This window comes from Pseudomonas sp. 8AS (genome assembly GCF_902506505.1).
Taxonomy (GTDB): domain Bacteria; phylum Pseudomonadota; class Gammaproteobacteria; order Pseudomonadales; family Pseudomonadaceae; genus Aquipseudomonas.
Genome location: NZ_LR733406.1, coordinates 2,756,574 through 2,775,050, shown reverse-complemented (window position 1 = coordinate 2,775,050; position 18,477 = coordinate 2,756,574). Strand labels below are relative to the sequence as shown.

Below are 18,477 nucleotides of genomic sequence, written 5' to 3'. Positions count from 1 at the left end.
ATGAAGATCCAGGCCCTCGACACGCAGCAGGCGCTGGCCAGCCTGCACACCCAGGCCAGCGGCCTCGGCGAGGCCGAAGCGGCCCGCCGGCTGGAGGAGTTCCAGCCCAACCAGATCCTCCGGGCAGCCTCAATCCCCTGGTGGCGGCAGTTGCTCGCCGGCTTCACCCACTTCCTGGCGATTGTCCTGTGGCTGGCGGCCCTGCTGGCCTTCTTCGCCCAGGCCAGCGACCCGGGCTCGGGCATGGGTGCGCTGGGCGTGGCCATCGTCAGCGTGATCGTGATCAATGCGCTGTTCTCGTTCGCCCAGGAATACCGTGCCGAGCGCTCGATCCAGGCGCTGGAACAGCTCCTGCCGGACTCCGTACGGGTGCTGCGCGGGGGCCGCCTGGGCAAGCTCAAGCGCACGCTGCTGGTCCCTGGCGACATCATCCTGCTGTCGGCCGGTGACGAGGTGCCGGCCGACTGTCGCCTGCTCAAGGCCTTCGATGTGCGGGTTAACACCGCGCCGCTGACGGGCGAGTCCTACCCGCTGGACCGCGACAGCCAGCCGGCCAGCGGCGACGACCTGCTGCATTGTCGCAACATCCTCCTGGCCGGCAGTGTGCTGACCAGCGGCGAGGCGCAGGCCCTGGTTTTCGCCACCGGCATGCACACGGAGTTTGGCCGCATCGCCCACCTGACCCACAGCGGCGGCGAGGTGCAGAGCCCGCTGCAGAGACAGATCAATCGCCTGAGCCGGCTGATCGCCGGGCTGGCGGTGCTGCTGGGCGTGCTGTTCTTCGTCCTCGGCCAGTGGATCGGCCTGGGCTTTCGCGACAGCTTCCTGTTCGGCATCGGCATCATCGTGGCCAACGTGCCGGAGGGCCTGCTGCCGACCGTCACCCTGGCCCTGGCCCTGGGCGCGCAGCGCATGGCGGCGAAGAATGTGCTGATCCGCAACCTGCCCAGTGTAGAGACCCTCGGTTCGTCCACGGTGATCTGCACCGACAAGACCGGCACCCTGACCGAGAACCGCATGCGTGCCCGGGTAGCCATCTGGGCCGATGGCGAGGTCGAGCTGCCGGCCGCCGGGGCTGACCTGCCACCGTCCTTGCGCGCGGCTGCCGCGTTGTGCCACACGCTGCAGCCCGGGGAAGTCGATGGCCGGCCGGCCCTGCTCGGCGACCCGCTCGAACAAGCGCTGCGGCAGATGGCGGAGGAGGCCGGGGCAGGGGACGAACTTCCGCGACTGGACCAGCTGCCGTTCAGTGCCGAGCGGCGCATGCTGTCCACCCTGCACCAAGGCGCAGCGGGCCTGGTCCTCTACAGCAAGGGCGCCCTGGAGGCGCTGCTGCCGTTGGCCAGCCGGGTGGAACTGGGCGGCGAAGCCCGGCCGCTGGATGACGACTACCGGGAACGCTTGCGCGCCGCCGAGCAGCGCCTGGGCGACCGCGGGCTGCGGGTGCTGGCCTTCGCCTACCGGTCGGTCGCCCCGGACTACCAGCGCGACAACCTGGAGCGCGAACTGGTTCTGGTCGGACTGGTTGGGCTCGAAGATCCGCCGCGCGCGGAAGTCCCGGCGGCGGTGGCCCGCTGCCGGGAGGCCGGCATCCGGGTGATCATGGTCACCGGCGACCATCCGCGCACCGCCGTGGCTGTGGCCCGCGAAATCGGCCTGTGTGCGGGCCAGCCCAGCGTGTTGAGCGGCAGCGCCCTGGCCGCCATGTCCCATAGCCAGCTGCGCCTGGCCCTGGACGCCAGCGAGCTGATCTTCGCGCGGGTCAGCCCCGAGCAGAAGCTTCTGATCGTCAAGATGCTCCAGGAAAAAGGCGAGACAGTGGCGGTCACCGGCGACGGGGTCAATGACGCGCCGGCCCTGCGCCAGGGCGATATCGGCATCGCCATGGGCCTGTCCGGTACCGATGCCGCGCGCGAAGCCTCGGACATGGTGCTGCTGGACGACAACTTCGCCAGCATCGTGGCCGCCGTAGAGGAGGGCAGAGCGGTGTTCCAGAACATCCGCCGCTTCATGACCTATATCCTCACCTCGAATATCCCCGAGGTCGTGCCTTACCTGGCCTTCGTCCTGCTGCGCATTCCCTTGCCGCTGACCGTGGTGCAGATCCTCGCCGTGGACCTGGGCACCGATATCGTGCCGGCCCTGGGTCTGGGCGCCGAGCGACCAAGCGCCGAGCTGATGCGCCGGCCACCGCCGACCCGGCACGAGCGCCTGCTGGACCGCCATCTGCTGGCCCGAGCCTATCTGTTCCTCGGGCCGATCGAGGCCGCGGCGGCCCTGGCGGCGTTTTTCTACATCCTGCTCGGTGGCGGCTGGCAGTTCGGCGAAACCCTGGCCCGGGATGCGCCGCTGTACCGCGAGGCGACCACGGCCTGCCTCAGCGCCATCGTGGTGATGCAGGTGGTCAATGTGTTCCTGTGCCGCAACGAACGCGGCGCCTTGTTCGGCACCGGGCCAGCCAACCGCCTGATCTGGGCCGGCGTAGCCTTCGAGTTGCTGCTGATTGTCTTGATCAATTACACCAGCCTCGGCAACTGGCTATTCGGCACAGCGCCTTTGGCCCTCGACGCATGGCTGTTCATGCTGCCGTTCGCGCTGGCCATGGTGCTGCTGGAAGGATTGCGCAAGCGTGTGATGCTGCGCGGCCGTTAGGCACGGACGATCAGTGCGAGGGCGCATCCGTGTTTGGCGTTGTTACCCGCGACGCGCATGAATGCACAAGCACGAGCCAATGGGTGGCGATCGGCAGAAAGCCTGGTGGATTGGCAGCAGGCCAGACGCCGAGCGCAGATGAAGCGTGGCGCTTGATATCTGGCCAACCCCGTAATCTACCGATGCAATGGTTCGCATAATATATATTATGTTAAATAGTATATTGCCGTGGCATCAGCCAAAGGCCATGTATCCGGCTCTGCTGGCCAGCTTGAGCTCTTCCCTGGCTCCCACCTTCCTGCCTGGCGCCCAGCGTGCATCAGTGCGCCCTGTCACCAGGCAGTGATGCGTCCTCGTCCTCGTCTTCGGCCACATCGATGTTGTCCCAGATCAGCCGCGGGTCGAAGGTCACCGCCGCCAGCATGGTGAGGATGACCACGCTGCAGAACGCGGCGGCCCCGCTGCCGGCTTCGATGCTGGCCAGGTTGCCGAAGTTGACCAGCGCGACCAGGATCGCGATGACGAAGATATCCAGCATCGACCAGCGCCCGATCCACTCGATGAAACGGTACATCAGGATGCGCTGACGCGCGGACATCGGCTGGTGGCGCTGCACCGAGTACAGCAGCAAGGCGATGCCGACCAGCTTGAAGGTGGGTACCAGGATGCTGGCGACGAACACCACCACGGCAATCGGCAGCATCTCCGCCTGGATCAGCTCGATCACGCCGCCCATGATGGTGGCCGGCGCGCCGTTGCCGAAGAAGTTGATGGTCATGATCGGCAGCAGATTGGCCGGGATATAGAGAATCGCCGCGGTGATCAGCAAGGCCCAGGTTCGCACGATGCTGTCCGGCCGGCGCATGTGCAGCCTGGCACCGCAGCGGACACAGTGCTGTTCCTGGCCTTCGATCTGGTATTCGAGCTGGTGGCATTCACCGCAGACCAGAATACCGGCATCAAGTGCGCGCATGACCGTCCTCCTCCTCGCTCAGGGCATCCCATACCTGATGGGGCGACATGCTCACCTCCAGCCATACCTGCGCCAGCATCATGGCGATGAAGCACGCCATACCGACGCCCAGGTGCAGGTCCGCCAGATCGATCAGCTTGACGATCGAGACCAGGATGCCGAACAGATAGACCTCGAGCATGCCCCACTCACGCAGGTGGTGATAGGTCCGGTACAACTGGATGCCCAAGGGGCGCATGGCCTTGAAGGGCATGCTCAACAGAACCAGCAGCTGGCAGACCAGCTTGAGCAGCGGTATCAGCATGCTGCAGAGGAACACCACCAGCGCCACCGGCTGCATGCCCGAGTGGTACAGCCCCACTACCCCGCTCCATACCGTATCGACCGCGTTCTGCCCGAGCAGGTTGAGGCTCATGATCGGCAGGAAGTTGGCCGGGATGAACAGCAGCAGCGCGGTGATGGCCAGCGCCAGCGAGCGGCGGCGCATCTGCGTGCGGTGCACGATCATTTCGTAGCCGCAGCGTGGGCAGCAGGCCTTCTGCTCTTCGCCGATGTGCGGATGGTGCATGAGCAGGTCGCATTCGTGGCAGGCGATCAGCTCCGCCAACGGTGGCAGCGCCTGACTGCGATCCACCGGCTGTCCCGAATCCTGGCTCATCGTATGACTCCGTGAATGTTCATGGCCTGCTGCCTCCCCTGCCCTGATATTAGCCTGCCAGCCGGGTTCATCGTCAGTCGCGATCGAGCAGATGGAAGCGCGGCAAGCCCAGGTGCCAGTGGATCGCCGCCAGGCGTACCGCCAGCACGCTGAGCATGGCCACCCCGGTGTCCAGCCAGTGCGGCGTAGCCAGTTCGCGCAGGCCGATGAACACCAGCGAGCCGAAGATACAGGCGGTGGCATAGATCTCCTTCTGGAAGATCAGCGGGATCTCATTGCAGATCACATCGCGCATCACCCCGCCGGCCACGCCGGTCATGACCCCCATGATCACCGCGGTGCTGTAGGGCATGTTGTGCTGCAGGGCGACTTCGGTGCCGATCACGGTGAACACGGCCAGGCCGAAGGCATCGGCGAGCAGCAGGCCGCGCTCGTGAATCGGCCGGGTCAGGCGCACCCAGAGCACGGTACCGATGGCAGCCAGCGAGGCGACCAGGATATAGGTGTCGTTGCGGATCCAGCTGACCGGGTGGTTATCCAGGATCAGGTCGCGCAAGGTGCCGCCGCCCAGCGCGGTGATGATGGCGATCACCAATACGCCGAACAGGTCCATGGACTTGCGTCCGGCCATCAAGGCGCCGCTGATGGCGAAGACCAGCACGCCGAACAGATCGGATAGATAGAAGAGCTGTTGCATGGGCTTCAGACCGTCACAGGCGTGCGCATGGTGACAAACTCCTCGGCGGCCGTCGGGTGGATGCCCAGGGTCTCGTCGAAGACCTGCTTGGTCGCGCCGGCTTTCAGCGCCACGGCCAGGCCCTGGATGATCTCGCCGGAGTCCGGGCCAACCATGTGGCAACCCAGCACGCGGTCGTCGGCGGCGTTCACCACCAGCTTCATCAACGTGCGTTCCTGGCAATCGGTGAGGCTCAGTTGCATCGGCCGGAAACGGCTCTCGAAGACCTTGACGGCATAGCCGGCCGCCCTCGCCTGCTCCTCGCTGAGGCCGACCGTGGCGATATTAGGCAAGCTGAACACCGCGGTGGGAATCAGCTGGTAATCCACCTTGCGGTATTCCTCCGGGCGGAACAGGCGCCGGGCCACCGCCATGCCTTCGGCGAGGGCCACCGGGGTCAGCTGCACCCGCCCGATCACGTCGCCAATGGCGAGAATGGACGGTTCGGCGGTGACATAGCTGTCGTCGACCTTGATGAAGCCGCGCTGATCCAGCTCGACGGCGGTATGTTCCAGGCCGAGGTCGTCCAGCATCGGTCGCCGGCCGGTGGCGTAGAACACGCAGTCGGTCGGCAACTGGCGACCATCCTGCAGGGTGGCCAGCAGGCTGCCGTCGGCCTGTTGCTCGATGCGCTCGATGTCGCTGTGGAACTGCAGGTCCAGGCCCTTGCGGGTCAGCTCGTCCTTGAGGTGCTGGCGCACGGCCCCGTCGAAGCCGCGCAGGAACAGTTCGCCGCGATAGAGCAGCGAAGTCTGTGCACCCAGGCCGTGGAAGATCGAGGCGAACTCGACGGCAATGTAGCCACCGCCGACAACCAGCACGCGCTTGGGCAGCTGCTTGAGGTAGAAGGCTTCGTTGGAGGTGATCGCCAGCTCCTTGCCCGGGATGTCCGGCACCTGTGGCCAGCCGCCGGTGGCGATGAGGATCTTCGCGGCGCTGTAGCGCTGGCCATCGACCTCGACGCTGTGCGGGTCGAGCAGGCGCGCATGGCCTTCGAGCAGCTGGACGCCACTGTTGACCAGCAGGTTGCGATAGATGCCGTTGAGGCGCTGGATCTCGCGGTTCTTGTTGGCGATCAGGGTGGGCCAGTCGAAGCTGGGCTGCTGGCTGCTCCAGCCATAGCCCTGCGCCTGGGCGAAGCCTTCGGCGAAGTGCGCGCCATAGACCAGCAGCTTCTTCGGCACGCAACCGACGTTGACGCAGGTGCCGCCCAGGTAGCGGCTCTCGGCCACGGCCACCTTGGCGCCGTAACCGGCGGCGAAACGGGCGGCGCGCACGCCGCCGGAGCCGGCGCCGATAACGAAGAGGTCGAAGTCGTAAGGCATGGGTTGTGCTCTCCTCAGCAGGCTGCCAGCATAACCCAATCGTCCCTGCCGCTTGCGCGCAAAAGCGCCCTCGGGAGTGCCCAGATGCGTCCATGCCTGACTCATATCGCCCTGCACGTGCCGGACCTGGAGGCCTGCATGACCTTCTACCGGGACTTCTGCGGCATGCGGGTGATCCACGAACGGGCCGGCAAGGGCTCGAAGATCGTCTGGATGGCGGAACCGGGCAAGGAGCACCAGTTCATCTTCGTCATCATGCCCGGCGGTCAGGCGCGGCAGCTGGCCGCTGACGACTACAGCCACTTCGGTTTCGCCGTGGACAGCCGCGAAGCGGTCGATGCCATTGCCGCACGCGCCGCCGAAGCGGGCTGCCTGATCTGGGCGCCGCGCGATGAGCCCTACCCGGTCGGCTACTACTGCGGCCTGCGCGACCCGGCCGGCAATTATGTCGAGTTCAGCTACGGCCAGCCGCTCGGGCCGGGCTCGCAGGACATGCCCATTCCCTGAAACGAAGGGCCTGAAACAGCAAAGCCACCCGCAGGTGGCTTTGTCGTACGGCGGCTGGATCAGTAAGCGCGGCCGGTCTTGTACAGGTTCTCGAAGCAGTAGTTGGTCGCCTCGATGTAACCTTCCGCACCACCGCAGTCGAAACGCTTGCCCTTGAACTTGTAGGCGATCACGCAGCCGTCCTGGGCCTGCTTCATCAGCGCGTCGGTAATCTGGATCTCGCCACCCTTGCCCGGCTCGGTCTTTTCGATCAGGTCGAAGATGTCCGGGGTGAGGATGTAGCGGCCGATGATCGCCAGGTTCGACGGGGCGTCTTCCGGCTTGGGCTTCTCGACCATGGCGTTTACCCGGTAGATGTCGTCGCGGATCATCTCGCCGGCGATCACACCATACTTGGAGGTTTCCTCCGGCGGCACTTCCTGGATGGCCACGATGGAGCAGCGGAACTGGTTGTACAGCTTGACCATCTGCTGCAGCACGCCGTCGCCTTCGAGGTTGAAGCACAGGTCGTCGGCCAGAACCACGGCGAACGGCTCGTCACCGATCAGCGGGCGACCGCAGAGGATGGCGTGACCCAGGCCCTTCATCTCCACCTGGCGGGTGTAGGAGAAGGAGCATTCGTCGATCAGGCGACGGATACCAACCAGGTACTTTTCCTTGTCGGTGCCCTGGATCTGATGTTCCAGCTCGTAGCTGATGTCGAAATGGTCTTCCAAGGCGCGCTTGCCGCGACCGGTGACCATGGCGATCTCGGTCAGCCCAGCCTCCAGCGCTTCCTCGACGCCGTACTGGATCAGCGGCTTGTTGACCACCGGCAGCATCTCTTTGGGCATGGCCTTGGTGGCGGGCAGGAAACGGGTGCCATAACCGGCAGCCGGGAATAGACATTTCTTGATCATGGGAGTCCTAGGCACTACGGCGGATAAACTGCCGCGCAGTCTAATCAGGCGGCGCTGGCCTTACAATGACCCAGCGCAGGGCGCCCGATGCCTCGGTAGATAAAGCCCAGGGCCGCCAGCTCCTGGGCATTGTAGATGTTGCGCCCGTCGAACAGCACCGGCATGCGCATGCTGCCACGGATACGCTGGAAGTCCGGCTGGCGGAACTGCTTCCACTCGGTGACCAGCACCAGGGCATCGGCCCCTTCGGCGGCGGCATAGGGTGACTCGCCAAGCTGCAGCTGGCCGTTACTGAGCGCCTCTGCATAGCGCGCCGCGACCCCGGCGCAGGCCGCCGGATCGCAGGCCTGCACCCGCACCCCGGCCGCCAGCAAGGCATCCAGCAGCACCAGGCTGGGCGCCTCGCGCAGGTCGTCGGTGCCCGGCTTGAACGCCAGCCCCCACAAGGCCACCACCCGCCCCTGCAGGTAGCCGGCGAAATGCTCGCGCAGCGCCTGGAACAGCAGGGTCTTCTGCAGGGCATTGCGCGCCTCGACCGCGCGCAGGATGCCCGGTTCGAAACCTTCAAGCTCGGCGCTGCGGATCAGCGCCCGCACATCCTTGGGGAAGCACGAGCCGCCATAGCCGCAGCCGGCATAGATGAAGTGGGTGCCGATGCGCTTGTCGCTGCCGATACCGCGGCGCACATCCTCGATGTCCACCTCCAGGCGCGCGCACAGCCCGGCCATTTCGTTCATGAAGGAAATCTTGGTGGCGAGGAAGGCGTTGGCGGCGTACTTGCTGAACTCGGCGGCACGCACGCCCATGTCCAGGACCCGCTCGTGGTTGCGCAGGAACGGGGCGTACAGGCGCCGCAGCAATTGCGCGGTTTCGGCTTCGGCACAACCCAGCAGCACACGATCGGGGCGCATGAAGTCCTCGACCGCCGAACCTTCCTTGAGGAATTCTGGGTTACTGGCCACCCGCACGCTGATGTTGCGCCCTCGCGCGGCGAGAGCCTTGTCGATGCGCTGGCGCACCCGCTCGGCCGTGCCGACCGGCACCGTGGACTTGTTCACCACGACGCAGGAATGCTGCAGCCTGGCCCCCAGCTCGTCGGCTACCGCCAGGACATGCGAGAGGTCGGCCGAGCCATCCTCGCCGGAGGGCGTGCCCACGGCGATGAAGATCACTTCCGCGTGCCGGACGCCCTCCTCCAGCTGCGCGCTAAAGCTCAGCTGACCACTGCCCAGATGCGCTTTGAGCATGGCCTCCAGCCCCGGCTCGTAGATCGGCGCTTCGCCGGCGGTCAACCGGGCGAGCCGCAGCGGGTCACGCTCGACACACACGACGCGGTTACCCATCTCGGCAAAGCAGCACGCCGTCACCAGCCCCACATATCCCGCTCCGATCACGCAAAGTCGCATCGCCATATCCTCGTCCATTTGCAGCGATTGCAGCGAATGCTAATGGCAAGGCGATGACCGCAGAGCGTCGGTTTGGTGACAAGGTGCGGCGCTTGGCAAAAACAGGTTCTCGCAGGCAACAAAAAACCCGGCCGAGGCCGGGTTTCTTGTGACGCCTAGACCAATTACTTGGATTGGGCTTCTACTTCAGCTTCTACGCGACGGTTAACGGCGCGGCCAGCTTCGCTAGCGTTGTCGGCAACCGGGCGGGATTCGCCGTAACCAACCGAGTTGACGCGCTCGGCGCCAACGCTGTACTGGTTGACCAGTACATCACGAACGGCGTTGGCACGACGCTCGGACAGCTTCTGGTTGTAAGCGTCGGTACCCACGGAGTCGGTGTGACCTTCAACGGTGGTAGCGGTTTGCGGGTACTGGTTCATGAAGTCAGCCAGGTTCTTGATGTCACCGTAGCTTTCTTCTTTGACCTGGGCCTTGTCGAAGTCGAACTTCACGTCCAGTTCAACGCGAACTACTTCGGCAACAGCCGGGCAGCCATCGGCATCAACGGTGGTGTTGGCCGGGGTGTCCGGGCACTTGTCGACGTTGTCGCACACGCCATCGTTGTCGCTATCGCTGCAGACTTCGGCAACCGGCTCGGCAGCCGGGGCCGGCTTGGAGCCGCCGCCGAAGTTCAGGCCGATACCAACGCTCGGGGCCCACTCGGTGTCGCCCTGGTCGATGTTGTACTGAGCTTCAACGCCAGCACGGGCGTAGAAGTTCTCGGTGAAGTACAGCTTGGCACCGCCGCCCAGGTTGGCGAAGGTGGAGCCGTTACGACCGCCATTGCCGTTCTGACCGATGCTCTGGTCGGAGAAACCAGCGGATACGTACGGACGCAGGGTGTCGCCCGGAGCATTGAAGTGGTACAGGGCATCCAGGGCAGTGTTGGAGCCCTTGATGTTACGGCCGTCGTCGCCGCGAGCGTTGTGTACTTCGTCGTAGCCCAGACGCAGTTCAACAGCGTCGGTCAGGAAGTAGCCAACGGAGGCGCCGAACAGGTTGCCGTTGTTGTCGAAGTCGCGAGCGCTATCGAAGAACTCTTTCTTGGCAAAGCCTTCGACTTCAACAGCGCCTTGGCCTTGGGCCAGTGCATTCAGCGAAGAAGCAGCAATCAGCGAGCCGATGACTGCGCCCAAGGTGTTTTTCAGTTTCATCCGTAAATCCCCATCATTTTATGACTGTGAGTTGCCCTACGGTCATGCGGAACAACTTGGCGGCGAGTTTACCAGAAGTACTCACCGCTGCGCTTCAGATAATTTGCAGAGCATCAAGTTTCGACCACACCGGAAAATTTCTCCCGCAGTCGGTCGAGTGCACGCTTGTAGCGCATCTTGGTGGCGCTAAGTCCCATGTGCATGATGTCGGCAATTTCCTGGAACTCCAGCTCTGCGACAAAACGTAGCACCAGAATTTCCCGGTCAATGGGATTGACATGCACCAGCCAGCGATCAAGTCCGCCACGCTCCTCGGTTTTCGGCGCCTTTTCTTCGGACGCTTCCTCCAGCGGGTCGAGACTTAGCGCATCCAGCAGGCGGCGCTTGCGACGCTCTTTGCGATACTGAGTAATGCACTCGTTATAGGTGATGCTATATAGCCATGTCTTGAACTTGGATTTGCCCTCGAAGTTCTTCAGGCCATATAGAACCTTGAGCATGACCTCTTGGCATACATCGTCGGCATCGCGCTCATTGCCCAAGTAACGGGCGCAGACATTGAACAGCGTACGCTGATAGCGACGCATGAGCTCTTCGTAGGCGCGGGTAACATGAAACAGTTCGACATGCGCACGCTGCACAAGCTCTTCGTCGGAGAGCTCACGCGGGTCATAACGCATGGATAACGATTGGCCTGTGTTCAAAACGGGTTGTGCCGACAAAGAGGTCAGATGGCAGCCAGCCCCAATCACGGGTACTGGCCGCATACATTAGCAGGGATTGGCGAATCAGCGACTGCTGACGTGCTGCTCGAGCAGGGTACGGTTGGCCAGCGAGACCAGATCCCCTTCTGCAGTCAGGAGGACGGTTTTCACCGTGCCGATCTCCTCGATCTGCCCTTCGACATCGCCAACCCGGACTTGTTGCCCAACCTCGTAGAGTTCGCGCACATAGATGCCGGCCAGAATCTGCCCGGCTATCTCACGGCTGCCCAGCCCCAGGGCCAGCGCAATGGCCAGGCCAACGGAAATCAGCACGATGGCGATCACGTTGTTGAGCAGGTCGGTCTTCACTTCCAGCTGACCGATGGCCACCGAGATGCTGATGATGATCACCAGGCCCTGGGCAATCCGGCCCAGACCGGCCGCGTAATCCAGACCGACCCCTTCGGCGGCGCCACGCACGATGCCGCTGAGCAGCTGGGCCAGCAGCACGCCGGCCAGCATGATGGCGGCGGCACCGAGGACCTTGGGCAGGTACAGGGCAAGGACATCGAGCGTGGCTGAAACCCGGTCAAGGCCGAGCGATTCGGCGGCCGAAACCAGGAAGATCAGCAGGACGAACCAGTAGACGATCTTGCCGATCAGGGTCGAAACCGGCACCTGAATGCCCACGCGGGACAGCATCTTGGTCAGCCCGGTACCCGACATCAGCCGGTCCAGCCCGACCTTGGCCAGCAACTTGGACAGCAGGGTGTCGAGCAGCTTGGCCACGACGAAACCGAGCAGCACCACCACCAGGGCTCCGAAGAGCCGGGGAATGAAGCCGGCGATGGGTGCCCATACCGAGCTCATGGCGGTGACGAGACTTTGAGTCCAGGGATCGAGTTCCATATTCAATCAGCCTTGTGTGCGGAGCGCGGGGATGGGGTGCGAGAAACCGGGGCCACATGGGCCGAACCATTGTTCAGCGCAATCATCAGGGCTTCGATGCAATGCCCCATCAGACTAAACAAGTCGCCGACGCCAACCTGGCGGTTGGCCGTTTTCAGGACGCGGCCCAGCGTGGCGTCGTCGTCATGACTGCTGGCGTTTGACTTGAGCAGGTCACGCAATGATTCTTCGAACGGATCGTGCATGCGCACCTCACGTGGATATGTTGCCTAGACGCCACCCTGTCAGGCGGGGTCACATCTAGAGCCAGCGCAACCGGCGGAACAGCCACCACTGGAAGGTGGCGACCGCTCCGATCGATACGCAGGCAATGAAAAAGCCGTAACTGCTGTCCGCCCCGGGGATGCCGCCGACATTGATGCCGAGCAGACCGGTGATGCAGCTTATCGGCAGGAAGAAGCCGGTGATGATGCCGAGCCAGTACATGGTGCGCCCCATGCGCTCGTTCAGGCGCCGGTGCTCGGACTCCAGCACCAGCCCTACCCGTTCGCGCAGCAGTTCCAACTCTTCCAGGTAGCGGGTCAGGCGGTTGTGCAGCTCGTTCCAGTAGCTGGCATCGTCGACGACGAACCAGGCGAAGCCGTTGCGCACCAGCTGCGCGTAGATGTCGCGCTGCGGGGCGAGAAAGCGCCGCAAGCCTGCCGCGCGCCGGCGGATCTGCAGCATCATGCCGTGATCCGGCATATAGCGCTCGTCGCCATCCAGGCGTTCTTCCTGCTCGTCGAGCAGCTCCGACAGCTGGCTGACCAGGGTGTCGACACGATCGGTCAGGTTCTCGGCGAGGAACAGGATCAGTTCGGCCGAAGTCTTCGGCCCCGTGCCCTTGGCCAGCTGCGCGATCAGTTCCTCGGTCGCGCGCAACGGGCGCAGACGCAGGGAGATGACCCGCCAGGCATTGGCGAAGATGCGTACGGAAACCATGTCCTCCGGCTCCGCACCGGGGTTCAGGTTGACCCCGCGCAGAAACAGCAACAGTTCATCGGCCGGCAACGCCAGCACACGGGGCCGGGTGTTCTCCTCCAGCAGCAGGTTGCAGCTGAACTCATCCAGCCCGCTCTGCGTACGCAACCAGGCCTGCGCCTGCAGGTGACTGCGATCCCAGTGCAGCCACAGGCTTTCCTCGGCCTTGAGCTGCAAGTCATCCAGCGCCGCGCGGGCAACGCTGCGCGCGCCGCCCTGGCCGTCAAGAACGAAGGCGTGCACCAGCCCCCAGTGCAGGTTTTCCTGTTCAAGCATGCCGCATCACCTTACCTGGCAATCACCAGGCCCGGGGTTACCGGGCCCCGCCTGTTACTCGGGCATCTTCAGGGCTTGCGGGGAAACGATGATGCCGTTGTTGTCGGCGTACACGAACTCGCCCGGGCGGAAGGTCACGCCGGCGAAGGTGACGACTACGTTGAGATCACCGATTCCGCGCTTGTCGGTCTTCATCGGGTGGCTGGCCAGGGCCTGCACGCCCAGATCGGTCTGCGCCAGGACGTCGACGTCACGCACGCAACCGTAGATGACCATGCCTTCCCAGCCGTTCTTCGCGGCTTTCTCGGCGATCATGTCGCCCAGCAGGGCACGGCGCAGCGAGCCACCACCATCGACCACCAGGACCTTGCCGTTACCGGGCAGATCAGCCTGGGACTTGACCAGCGAGTTGTCCTCGAAGCATTTCACCGTGACGATCTCGCCACCGAAGGAGTCGCGCCCGCCGAAGTTGGCGAACATCGGCTCGACCACCTGCACCAGTTCCGGGTAGGCGTCGCACAGATCGGGAGTGATGTATTGCATGGGAAAAACTCCTGTAGGTGAAAATGCGTCAAACATCGATGCCGATACGATCGCCATCGTAAGCCAGGGCCAAACGGCTCAGCCCCGAAAGGTCCGCGATAACCCTCGTCGAGATTGATCAGCCGCTCGAGCGCAACGAACACGCGGGTATCGCCCTGTCAAAGCACCGGCATGGCCCGGATGCCCCATATTAGCCGCAAGCCTGAGCGGTTGAAACGTCAGGCGGGCTGCAGATGCGGCGGCAGCTGCGCCTCGCGCAGCCAATGCTCGACCAGCGGCCAGACTTCGGCCTGCGCCTGCTTGCTGACCAGCATCTCGACATGGCCATAGTCGCTGCTGAAACCCTGCTTCTTCGACAGTTCGAGGAAGGCGCGCGGCGCCGAGGCAAACTGTTCATGCAGCTTGCGACAGGACCAGGTCGGATCCTGCATGTCGCCGGCGGCGCTCACTGCCAGCACTGGCATGCGCACCTCGGCCATGCCCGCCCACCAGTCGCGCTGCTTGTCGCCGAAACGGCCGAACAGGCGGTGCCAGCGCAGGCTTTCGCGCACCAGGCCGATGGGTTCGTCCTCCGGCCCGCGCTTCAGGCGAGCGCCGGAAACGTGCCGGAAGCCCTTGAGCAACAGGCGGCTGCCCCACTCCACCGGCGGCACCTTGAGCGGCCAGTAGATGCGGCTGATCTGGCTGCCGAAAAGGGCCGCCGAGGCCACCTCCTCCTCGCCCAGGTAATGCCCACCCAGCGCTGCGGCCAGGGTAATGCCGCCCAGAGAGTGGCCCACCCAGTGCGGCACCTGGCCGCTCTGTTCGCGGACGAAGGCGGCAATGGCCGGCAGGTCATAGCGCGCATAGTCGGCCACGGTGTTGTGGCTGTAGCCGTGGTTGCGCGGCGACAGGCCGTGGCCGCGCATTTCGGCGATCCATACGTCGAATCCGGCCCGAGCCAGATGCGGGCCCAGGCCTATGCCACGTGGCGAATACCAGAAGCGTCGGTTGGAAAAACTGCCGTGCAGCAGGATCACCGGCACGCCGCGACTCTCCTCGGCAGCCAGGCCGAGACGGGTCAGCGCCAGCTCGACGGAGAAATCCGGGCTATTACCGGGCTTCAGGCGATACACATCCTCGCTCAGATCGCCGCGTAACTCGGCGCTGATCAGGGCAACGGGGAATAACTCGCTACTGCTTTGCATTCTGCGTCTTGTACAAAAAATTGCCGGGAGCGATTTTTGACCTCGCCCCAGGGCGACGACCCCAAGGGTAGCCGCCAGGGATGGCGAGCCACAAAAAAGGGCGGGATTGCGCCCGCCCTTCCTTGAAACGGCTGATCAACTCAGGCTTGCTGGCCTTCGGCGAGGAAGAACCAGGTGTCCAGCACCGAGTCCGGGTTCAGCGACACGCTTTCGATGCCCTGCTCCATCAGCCAGCGCGCCAGGTCCGGGTGGTCAGAAGGACCCTGGCCGCAGATGCCGATGTACTTGCCGGCCTTGTTGCACGCGGCGATGGCATTGCTCAGCAGCTTCTTCACCGCCGGATTGCGCTCGTCAAACAGGTGGGCAACGATGCCGGAGTCGCGGTCCAGGCCCAGGGTCAGCTGGGTCAGGTCGTTGGAGCCGATGGAGAAACCGTCGAAGAATTCGAGGAATTCCTCGGCCAGAATGGCGTTGGACGGCAGCTCGCACATCATGATGACCTTCAGGCCATTCTGCCCGCGGGCCAAGCCGTTGGCGGCCAGCAGGTCGACCACCTGGCTGGCTTCGCCGAGGGTGCGCACGAACGGCACCATGATCTCGACGTTGGTCAGGCCCATCTCGTTGCGCACCTTCTTCAGCGCGCGGCATTCCAGCTCGAAACAGTCGCGGAACGACTCGCTGATGTAGCGCGAGGCGCCACGGAAGCCGAGCATCGGGTTCTCTTCTTCCGGCTCATACAGCTTGCCGCCGATCAGGTTGGCGTATTCGTTGGACTTGAAGTCCGACAGGCGCACGATGACTTTCTTCGGCCAGAAGGCCGCGGCCAGGGTGCTGATGCCTTCCACCAGTTTCTCGACGTAGAAGCCGACCGGATCGTTGTAGCCGGCGATGCGTTTCTCGACGCTGTCCTTGATCTCCGCCGGCAGGCTGGCGAAGTTCAGCAGGGCCTTGGGGTGCACGCCGATCATGCGGTTGATGATGAATTCCAGGCGAGCCAGACCCACCCCTTCGTTCGGCAACTGGGCGAAGTCGAAGGCGCGATCCGGGTTGCCGACGTTCATCATGATCTTGAACGGCAGATCCGGCATGGCATCCACGGAGTTCTTGCGGATGTCGAAGCCCAGTTCGCCTTCGAAGATGAAGCCGGTGTCGCCTTCGGCGCAGGACACGGTCACGCCCATGCCATCCTGCAGCACCTGGGTGGCGTTGCCGCAACCGACCACGGCCGGAATGCCCAGTTCACGGGCGATGATCGCCGCGTGGCAGGTGCGCCCGCCGCGGTTGGTGACGATGGCGCTGGCGCGCTTCATCACAGGTTCCCAGTCCGGGTCGGTCATGTCGGAGACCAGCACGTCGCCCGGCTGGACCTTGTCCATCTCGGAAACGTCGTGGATCACCTTGACCTTGCCGGCGCCGATCTTCTGGCCGATGGCACGGCCTTCGACCAGCACGGTGCCCTTCTCTTTCAGCAGGTAGCGCTCCATGACGTTGGCGCTGCTGCGGCTCTTCACGGTCTCGGGGCGGGCCTGGACGATGTACAACTGCTGGTCGTCGCCGTCTTTGGCCCACTCGATGTCCATCGGCCGGCCGTAGTGCTTCTCGATGATCAGCGCCTGCCTGGCCAGCTCGGTGACTTCGGCATCGCTGAGGGCGAATCGGGCGCGCTCGGCACGGTCGACTTCGACGGTTTTCACCGACTTGCCGGCCTTGGCTTCCTCGCCGTAGATCATCTTGATCGCCTTGCTGCCCAGGTTGCGACGCAGGATCGCCGGGCGGCCGGCTTCCAGGGTCGGCTTGTGCACGTAGAATTCGTCGGGGTTCACCGCGCCCTGCACCACGGTCTCGCCGAGGCCGTAGGCGCCGGTGATGAACACCACGTCACGGAAACCGGATTCGGTATCCAGGGTGAACATCACGCCGGCGGTGCCGGTTTCCGAACGGACCATGCGCTGCACGCCGGCGGACAGGGCGACCAGCTTGTGGTCGAAGCCCTGGTGTACGCGGTAGGCGATGGCGCGGTCGTTGAACAGCGAGGCGAAGACTTCCTTGGCCGCGCGGATCACGTTGTCCACGCCGCGGATGTTGAGGAAGGTCTCCTGCTGGCCGGCGAAGGAGGCATCCGGCAGGTCTTCGGCGGTGGCCGAGGAACGCACGGCAACGGCCATGTTGGCGTTGTCGCCGGCCATGGCGGCGAAGGCGCTGCGGATTTCGCTGTCGAGGCGCTCGGGGAACGGCGCGTCCATCACCCACTGGCGGATCTGCGCGCCGGTCTTGGCCAGGGCGTTGACGTCTTCCACGTCCAGGGCGTCGAGGGCGGCATGGATGCGGTCGTTCAGGCCGCTTTGCTCGAGGAAGTCACGGTAGGCCTGGGCCGTGGTGGCAAAGCCGCCCGGCACCGAGACGCCAGCACCGGCCAGGTTGCTGATCATTTCGCCCAGGGATGCGTTTTTGCCCCCTACATGCTCCACATCGTGGACGCCGAGCTTATCGAGGGAAACTACGTACTCTACCAAGGTGAACTCTCCACTGTGCTTGGCCCAGCCGCGCAGCAATGCTGCATCCTGGCTTTGCCTCAAGGAAATAAGTCACAATGCCGGCCAGTACGGGCCCGACAGAGGGGGCCTATGATAGCCAAGAAACGTTCCTGACTTAAGGCCTTTGGCGCAAATGAAACGAACCGCTTTCTTCATCTCCGATGGTACCGGCATTACCGCCGAAACCCTGGGCCAGAGCTTGTTGGCCCAGTTCGAAACCATCAGCTTCACCAAGCTCACGCGCCCCTATATCGACAGCGTGGACAAAGCGCGCGCCATGGTACAGCAAATCAATAATGCTGCCGAGAAGGACGGTGGCCGACCGATCATCTTCGATACCGTGGTCAACCAGGAAATTCGCGAGATCCTGGCCGAATCACAGGGCTTCATGATCGACATCTTCTCCACCTTCCTCGCCCCGCTGGAGCAGGAGCTGACCTCCCACTCCTCCTACTCGGTCGGCAAGTCCCACTCCATCGCCAGCAACAGCAACTACATGGAGCGCATCGAGGCGGTCAACTTCGCCCTCGACAACGACGACGGCGCCCGCACCCACTACTACGACAAGGCCGACCTGATCCTGGTTGGCGTATCGCGCTGCGGCAAGACCCCGACCTGCCTGTACATGGCCATGCAGTTCGGCATCCGTGCCGCCAACTACCCGCTGACCGAAGAGGACATGGAGCGCCTGCAACTGCCCAGCGCGCTCAAGCCCTACAAGCACAAGCTGTTCGGCCTGACCATCGACCCGGACCGGCTCACCGCCATCCGCCACGAGCGCAAGCCCAACAGCCGCTACGCCAGCTTCGCCCAGTGCGAGTTCGAAGTCCGCGAGGTGGAAAACCTGTTCCGCCGCGAGAACATCCCCTACATCAACTCCACCCATTTCTCGGTGGAGGAAATCTCCGCCAAGATCCTGGTGGAAAAAGGTGTCGAACGCCGACTCAAGTAA

Annotated in this window: 18 protein-coding genes; 4 read left to right on the top strand and 14 right to left on the bottom strand. The window is 64.0% G+C overall.

Annotated features, from left to right (window positions below):
• Complete coding sequence (locus GV001_RS12885) at positions 1-2,652, top strand: cation-transporting P-type ATPase (RefSeq protein WP_160080423.1); 2,652 nt, start codon at positions 1-3, stop codon at positions 2,650-2,652.
• Between the two features lie 319 nt (positions 2,653-2,971).
• Here the strand turns inward: GV001_RS12885 and GV001_RS12880 are convergent, their stop codons facing one another.
• From GV001_RS12880 to gorA, 4 genes are all read right to left on the bottom strand, one after another.
• Positions 2,972-3,625 (bottom strand): paraquat-inducible protein A, encoded by a 654-nt coding sequence (locus tag GV001_RS12880; protein WP_160080422.1) that lies wholly within the window; start codon positions 3,623-3,625, stop codon positions 2,972-2,974.
• Entirely contained in the window at positions 3,612-4,283 is a 672-nt protein-coding gene (locus tag GV001_RS12875) for a paraquat-inducible protein A (RefSeq protein WP_160080421.1), read from the bottom strand. The genes GV001_RS12880 and GV001_RS12875 overlap by 14 nt, the downstream gene beginning before the upstream one ends.
• Positions 4,284-4,356: 73 nt before the next feature.
• Positions 4,357-4,980 carry a trimeric intracellular cation channel family protein gene (locus tag GV001_RS12870; protein WP_160080420.1) on the bottom strand — a complete coding sequence of 208 codons (624 nt, stop codon included), beginning with the start codon at positions 4,978-4,980 and terminating at the stop codon, positions 4,357-4,359.
• A gap of 5 nt (positions 4,981-4,985) precedes the next feature.
• Positions 4,986-6,344, bottom strand: a complete 1,359-nt coding sequence (gene gorA, locus GV001_RS12865; RefSeq protein ID WP_160080418.1) for a glutathione-disulfide reductase — start codon at positions 6,342-6,344, stop codon at positions 4,986-4,988.
• Between the two features lie 84 nt (positions 6,345-6,428).
• Between gorA and GV001_RS12860 the strand changes: the two genes are divergently transcribed.
• Positions 6,429-6,851 (top strand): VOC family protein, encoded by a 423-nt coding sequence (locus GV001_RS12860; RefSeq protein ID WP_160080416.1) that lies wholly within the window; start codon positions 6,429-6,431, stop codon positions 6,849-6,851.
• A 59-nt stretch (positions 6,852-6,910) separates the two neighbouring features.
• Here GV001_RS12860 and galU read toward each other — a convergent pair whose 3' ends face one another.
• The 10 genes from galU to ppsA form a co-directional block, all read right to left on the bottom strand.
• The gene (gene galU / locus GV001_RS12855; protein ID WP_160080414.1) at positions 6,911-7,750 is read right to left on the bottom strand and encodes a UTP--glucose-1-phosphate uridylyltransferase GalU; all 840 of its coding nucleotides are present in this window, start codon (positions 7,748-7,750) and stop codon (positions 6,911-6,913) included.
• 44 nt (positions 7,751-7,794) lie between these two features.
• The gene (locus tag GV001_RS12850; RefSeq protein WP_160083350.1) at positions 7,795-9,156 is read right to left on the bottom strand and encodes a UDP-glucose/GDP-mannose dehydrogenase family protein; all 1,362 of its coding nucleotides are present in this window, start codon (positions 9,154-9,156) and stop codon (positions 7,795-7,797) included.
• Between the two features lie 164 nt (positions 9,157-9,320).
• Positions 9,321-10,352 (bottom strand): OmpA family protein, encoded by a 1,032-nt coding sequence (locus tag GV001_RS12845; protein ID WP_160080412.1) that lies wholly within the window; start codon positions 10,350-10,352, stop codon positions 9,321-9,323.
• 113 nt (positions 10,353-10,465) lie between these two features.
• Positions 10,466-11,056 (bottom strand): RNA polymerase sigma factor SigX, encoded by a 591-nt coding sequence (sigX, locus tag GV001_RS12840; protein ID WP_160494024.1) that lies wholly within the window; start codon positions 11,054-11,056, stop codon positions 10,466-10,468.
• Positions 11,057-11,140: 84 nt separating this feature from the next.
• On the bottom strand, positions 11,141-11,965 hold the full coding sequence (locus tag GV001_RS12835; RefSeq protein ID WP_160080408.1) for a mechanosensitive ion channel domain-containing protein: 825 nt from the start codon (positions 11,963-11,965) through the stop codon (positions 11,141-11,143).
• 2 nt (positions 11,966-11,967) lie between these two features.
• The gene (locus GV001_RS12830) at positions 11,968-12,216 is read right to left on the bottom strand and encodes a CrfX protein (RefSeq protein WP_178091823.1); all 249 of its coding nucleotides are present in this window, start codon (positions 12,214-12,216) and stop codon (positions 11,968-11,970) included.
• A 49-nt stretch (positions 12,217-12,265) separates the two neighbouring features.
• The gene (locus GV001_RS12825; protein ID WP_160080404.1) at positions 12,266-13,261 is read right to left on the bottom strand and encodes a zinc transporter ZntB; all 996 of its coding nucleotides are present in this window, start codon (positions 13,259-13,261) and stop codon (positions 12,266-12,268) included.
• A 54-nt stretch (positions 13,262-13,315) separates the two neighbouring features.
• The gene (rraA, locus tag GV001_RS12820) at positions 13,316-13,804 is read right to left on the bottom strand and encodes a ribonuclease E activity regulator RraA (protein WP_160080402.1); all 489 of its coding nucleotides are present in this window, start codon (positions 13,802-13,804) and stop codon (positions 13,316-13,318) included.
• A gap of 218 nt (positions 13,805-14,022) precedes the next feature.
• Positions 14,023-14,991 carry an alpha/beta fold hydrolase gene (locus GV001_RS12815; protein WP_160080400.1) on the bottom strand — a complete coding sequence of 323 codons (969 nt, stop codon included), beginning with the start codon at positions 14,989-14,991 and terminating at the stop codon, positions 14,023-14,025.
• A 140-nt stretch (positions 14,992-15,131) separates the two neighbouring features.
• Positions 15,132-17,504 carry a phosphoenolpyruvate synthase gene (gene ppsA / locus GV001_RS12810; protein ID WP_160080398.1) on the bottom strand — a complete coding sequence of 791 codons (2,373 nt, stop codon included), beginning with the start codon at positions 17,502-17,504 and terminating at the stop codon, positions 15,132-15,134.
• Here ppsA and GV001_RS20175 point away from each other — a divergent pair.
• Both GV001_RS20175 and GV001_RS12805 read left to right on the top strand, forming a co-directional pair.
• Positions 17,451-17,639, top strand: coding sequence for a hypothetical protein (locus tag GV001_RS20175; protein WP_256664915.1), 189 nt, complete (start codon positions 17,451-17,453; stop codon positions 17,637-17,639). The genes ppsA and GV001_RS20175 overlap by 54 nt on opposite strands.
• 19 nt (positions 17,640-17,658) lie before the next feature.
• Entirely contained in the window at positions 17,659-18,477 is an 819-nt protein-coding gene (locus tag GV001_RS12805; RefSeq protein ID WP_160080396.1) for a pyruvate, water dikinase regulatory protein, read from the top strand.

Bases quoted from the DNA above. Each gene is read 5' to 3' on its own strand.
- GV001_RS12885 (WP_160080423.1), top strand. From the start codon at position 1: ATGAAGATCCAGGCCCTCGACACGCAGCAGGCGCTGGCCAGCCTGCAC.
- GV001_RS12880 (WP_160080422.1), bottom strand. From the start codon at position 3,625: ATGCGCGCACTTGATGCCGGTATTCTGGTCTGCGGTGAATGCCACCAG.
- GV001_RS12875 (WP_160080421.1), bottom strand. From the start codon at position 4,283: ATGAGCCAGGATTCGGGACAGCCGGTGGATCGCAGTCAGGCGCTGCCA.
- GV001_RS12870 (WP_160080420.1), bottom strand. From the start codon at position 4,980: ATGCAACAGCTCTTCTATCTATCCGATCTGTTCGGCGTGCTGGTCTTC.
- gorA (WP_160080418.1), bottom strand. From the start codon at position 6,344: ATGCCTTACGACTTCGACCTCTTCGTTATCGGCGCCGGCTCCGGCGGC.
- GV001_RS12860 (WP_160080416.1), top strand. From the start codon at position 6,429: ATGCGTCCATGCCTGACTCATATCGCCCTGCACGTGCCGGACCTGGAG.
- galU (WP_160080414.1), bottom strand. From the start codon at position 7,750: ATGATCAAGAAATGTCTATTCCCGGCTGCCGGTTATGGCACCCGTTTC.
- GV001_RS12850 (WP_160083350.1), bottom strand. From the start codon at position 9,156: ATGCGACTTTGCGTGATCGGAGCGGGATATGTGGGGCTGGTGACGGCG.
- GV001_RS12845 (WP_160080412.1), bottom strand. From the start codon at position 10,352: ATGAAACTGAAAAACACCTTGGGCGCAGTCATCGGCTCGCTGATTGCT.
- GV001_RS12835 (WP_160080408.1), bottom strand. From the start codon at position 11,965: ATGGAACTCGATCCCTGGACTCAAAGTCTCGTCACCGCCATGAGCTCG.
- GV001_RS12825 (WP_160080404.1), bottom strand. From the start codon at position 13,261: ATGCTTGAACAGGAAAACCTGCACTGGGGGCTGGTGCACGCCTTCGTT.
- rraA (WP_160080402.1), bottom strand. From the start codon at position 13,804: ATGCAATACATCACTCCCGATCTGTGCGACGCCTACCCGGAACTGGTG.
- GV001_RS12815 (WP_160080400.1), bottom strand. From the start codon at position 14,991: ATGCAAAGCAGTAGCGAGTTATTCCCCGTTGCCCTGATCAGCGCCGAG.
- GV001_RS20175 (WP_256664915.1), top strand. From the start codon at position 17,451: ATGCTCCACATCGTGGACGCCGAGCTTATCGAGGGAAACTACGTACTC.
- GV001_RS12805 (WP_160080396.1), top strand. From the start codon at position 17,659: ATGAAACGAACCGCTTTCTTCATCTCCGATGGTACCGGCATTACCGCC.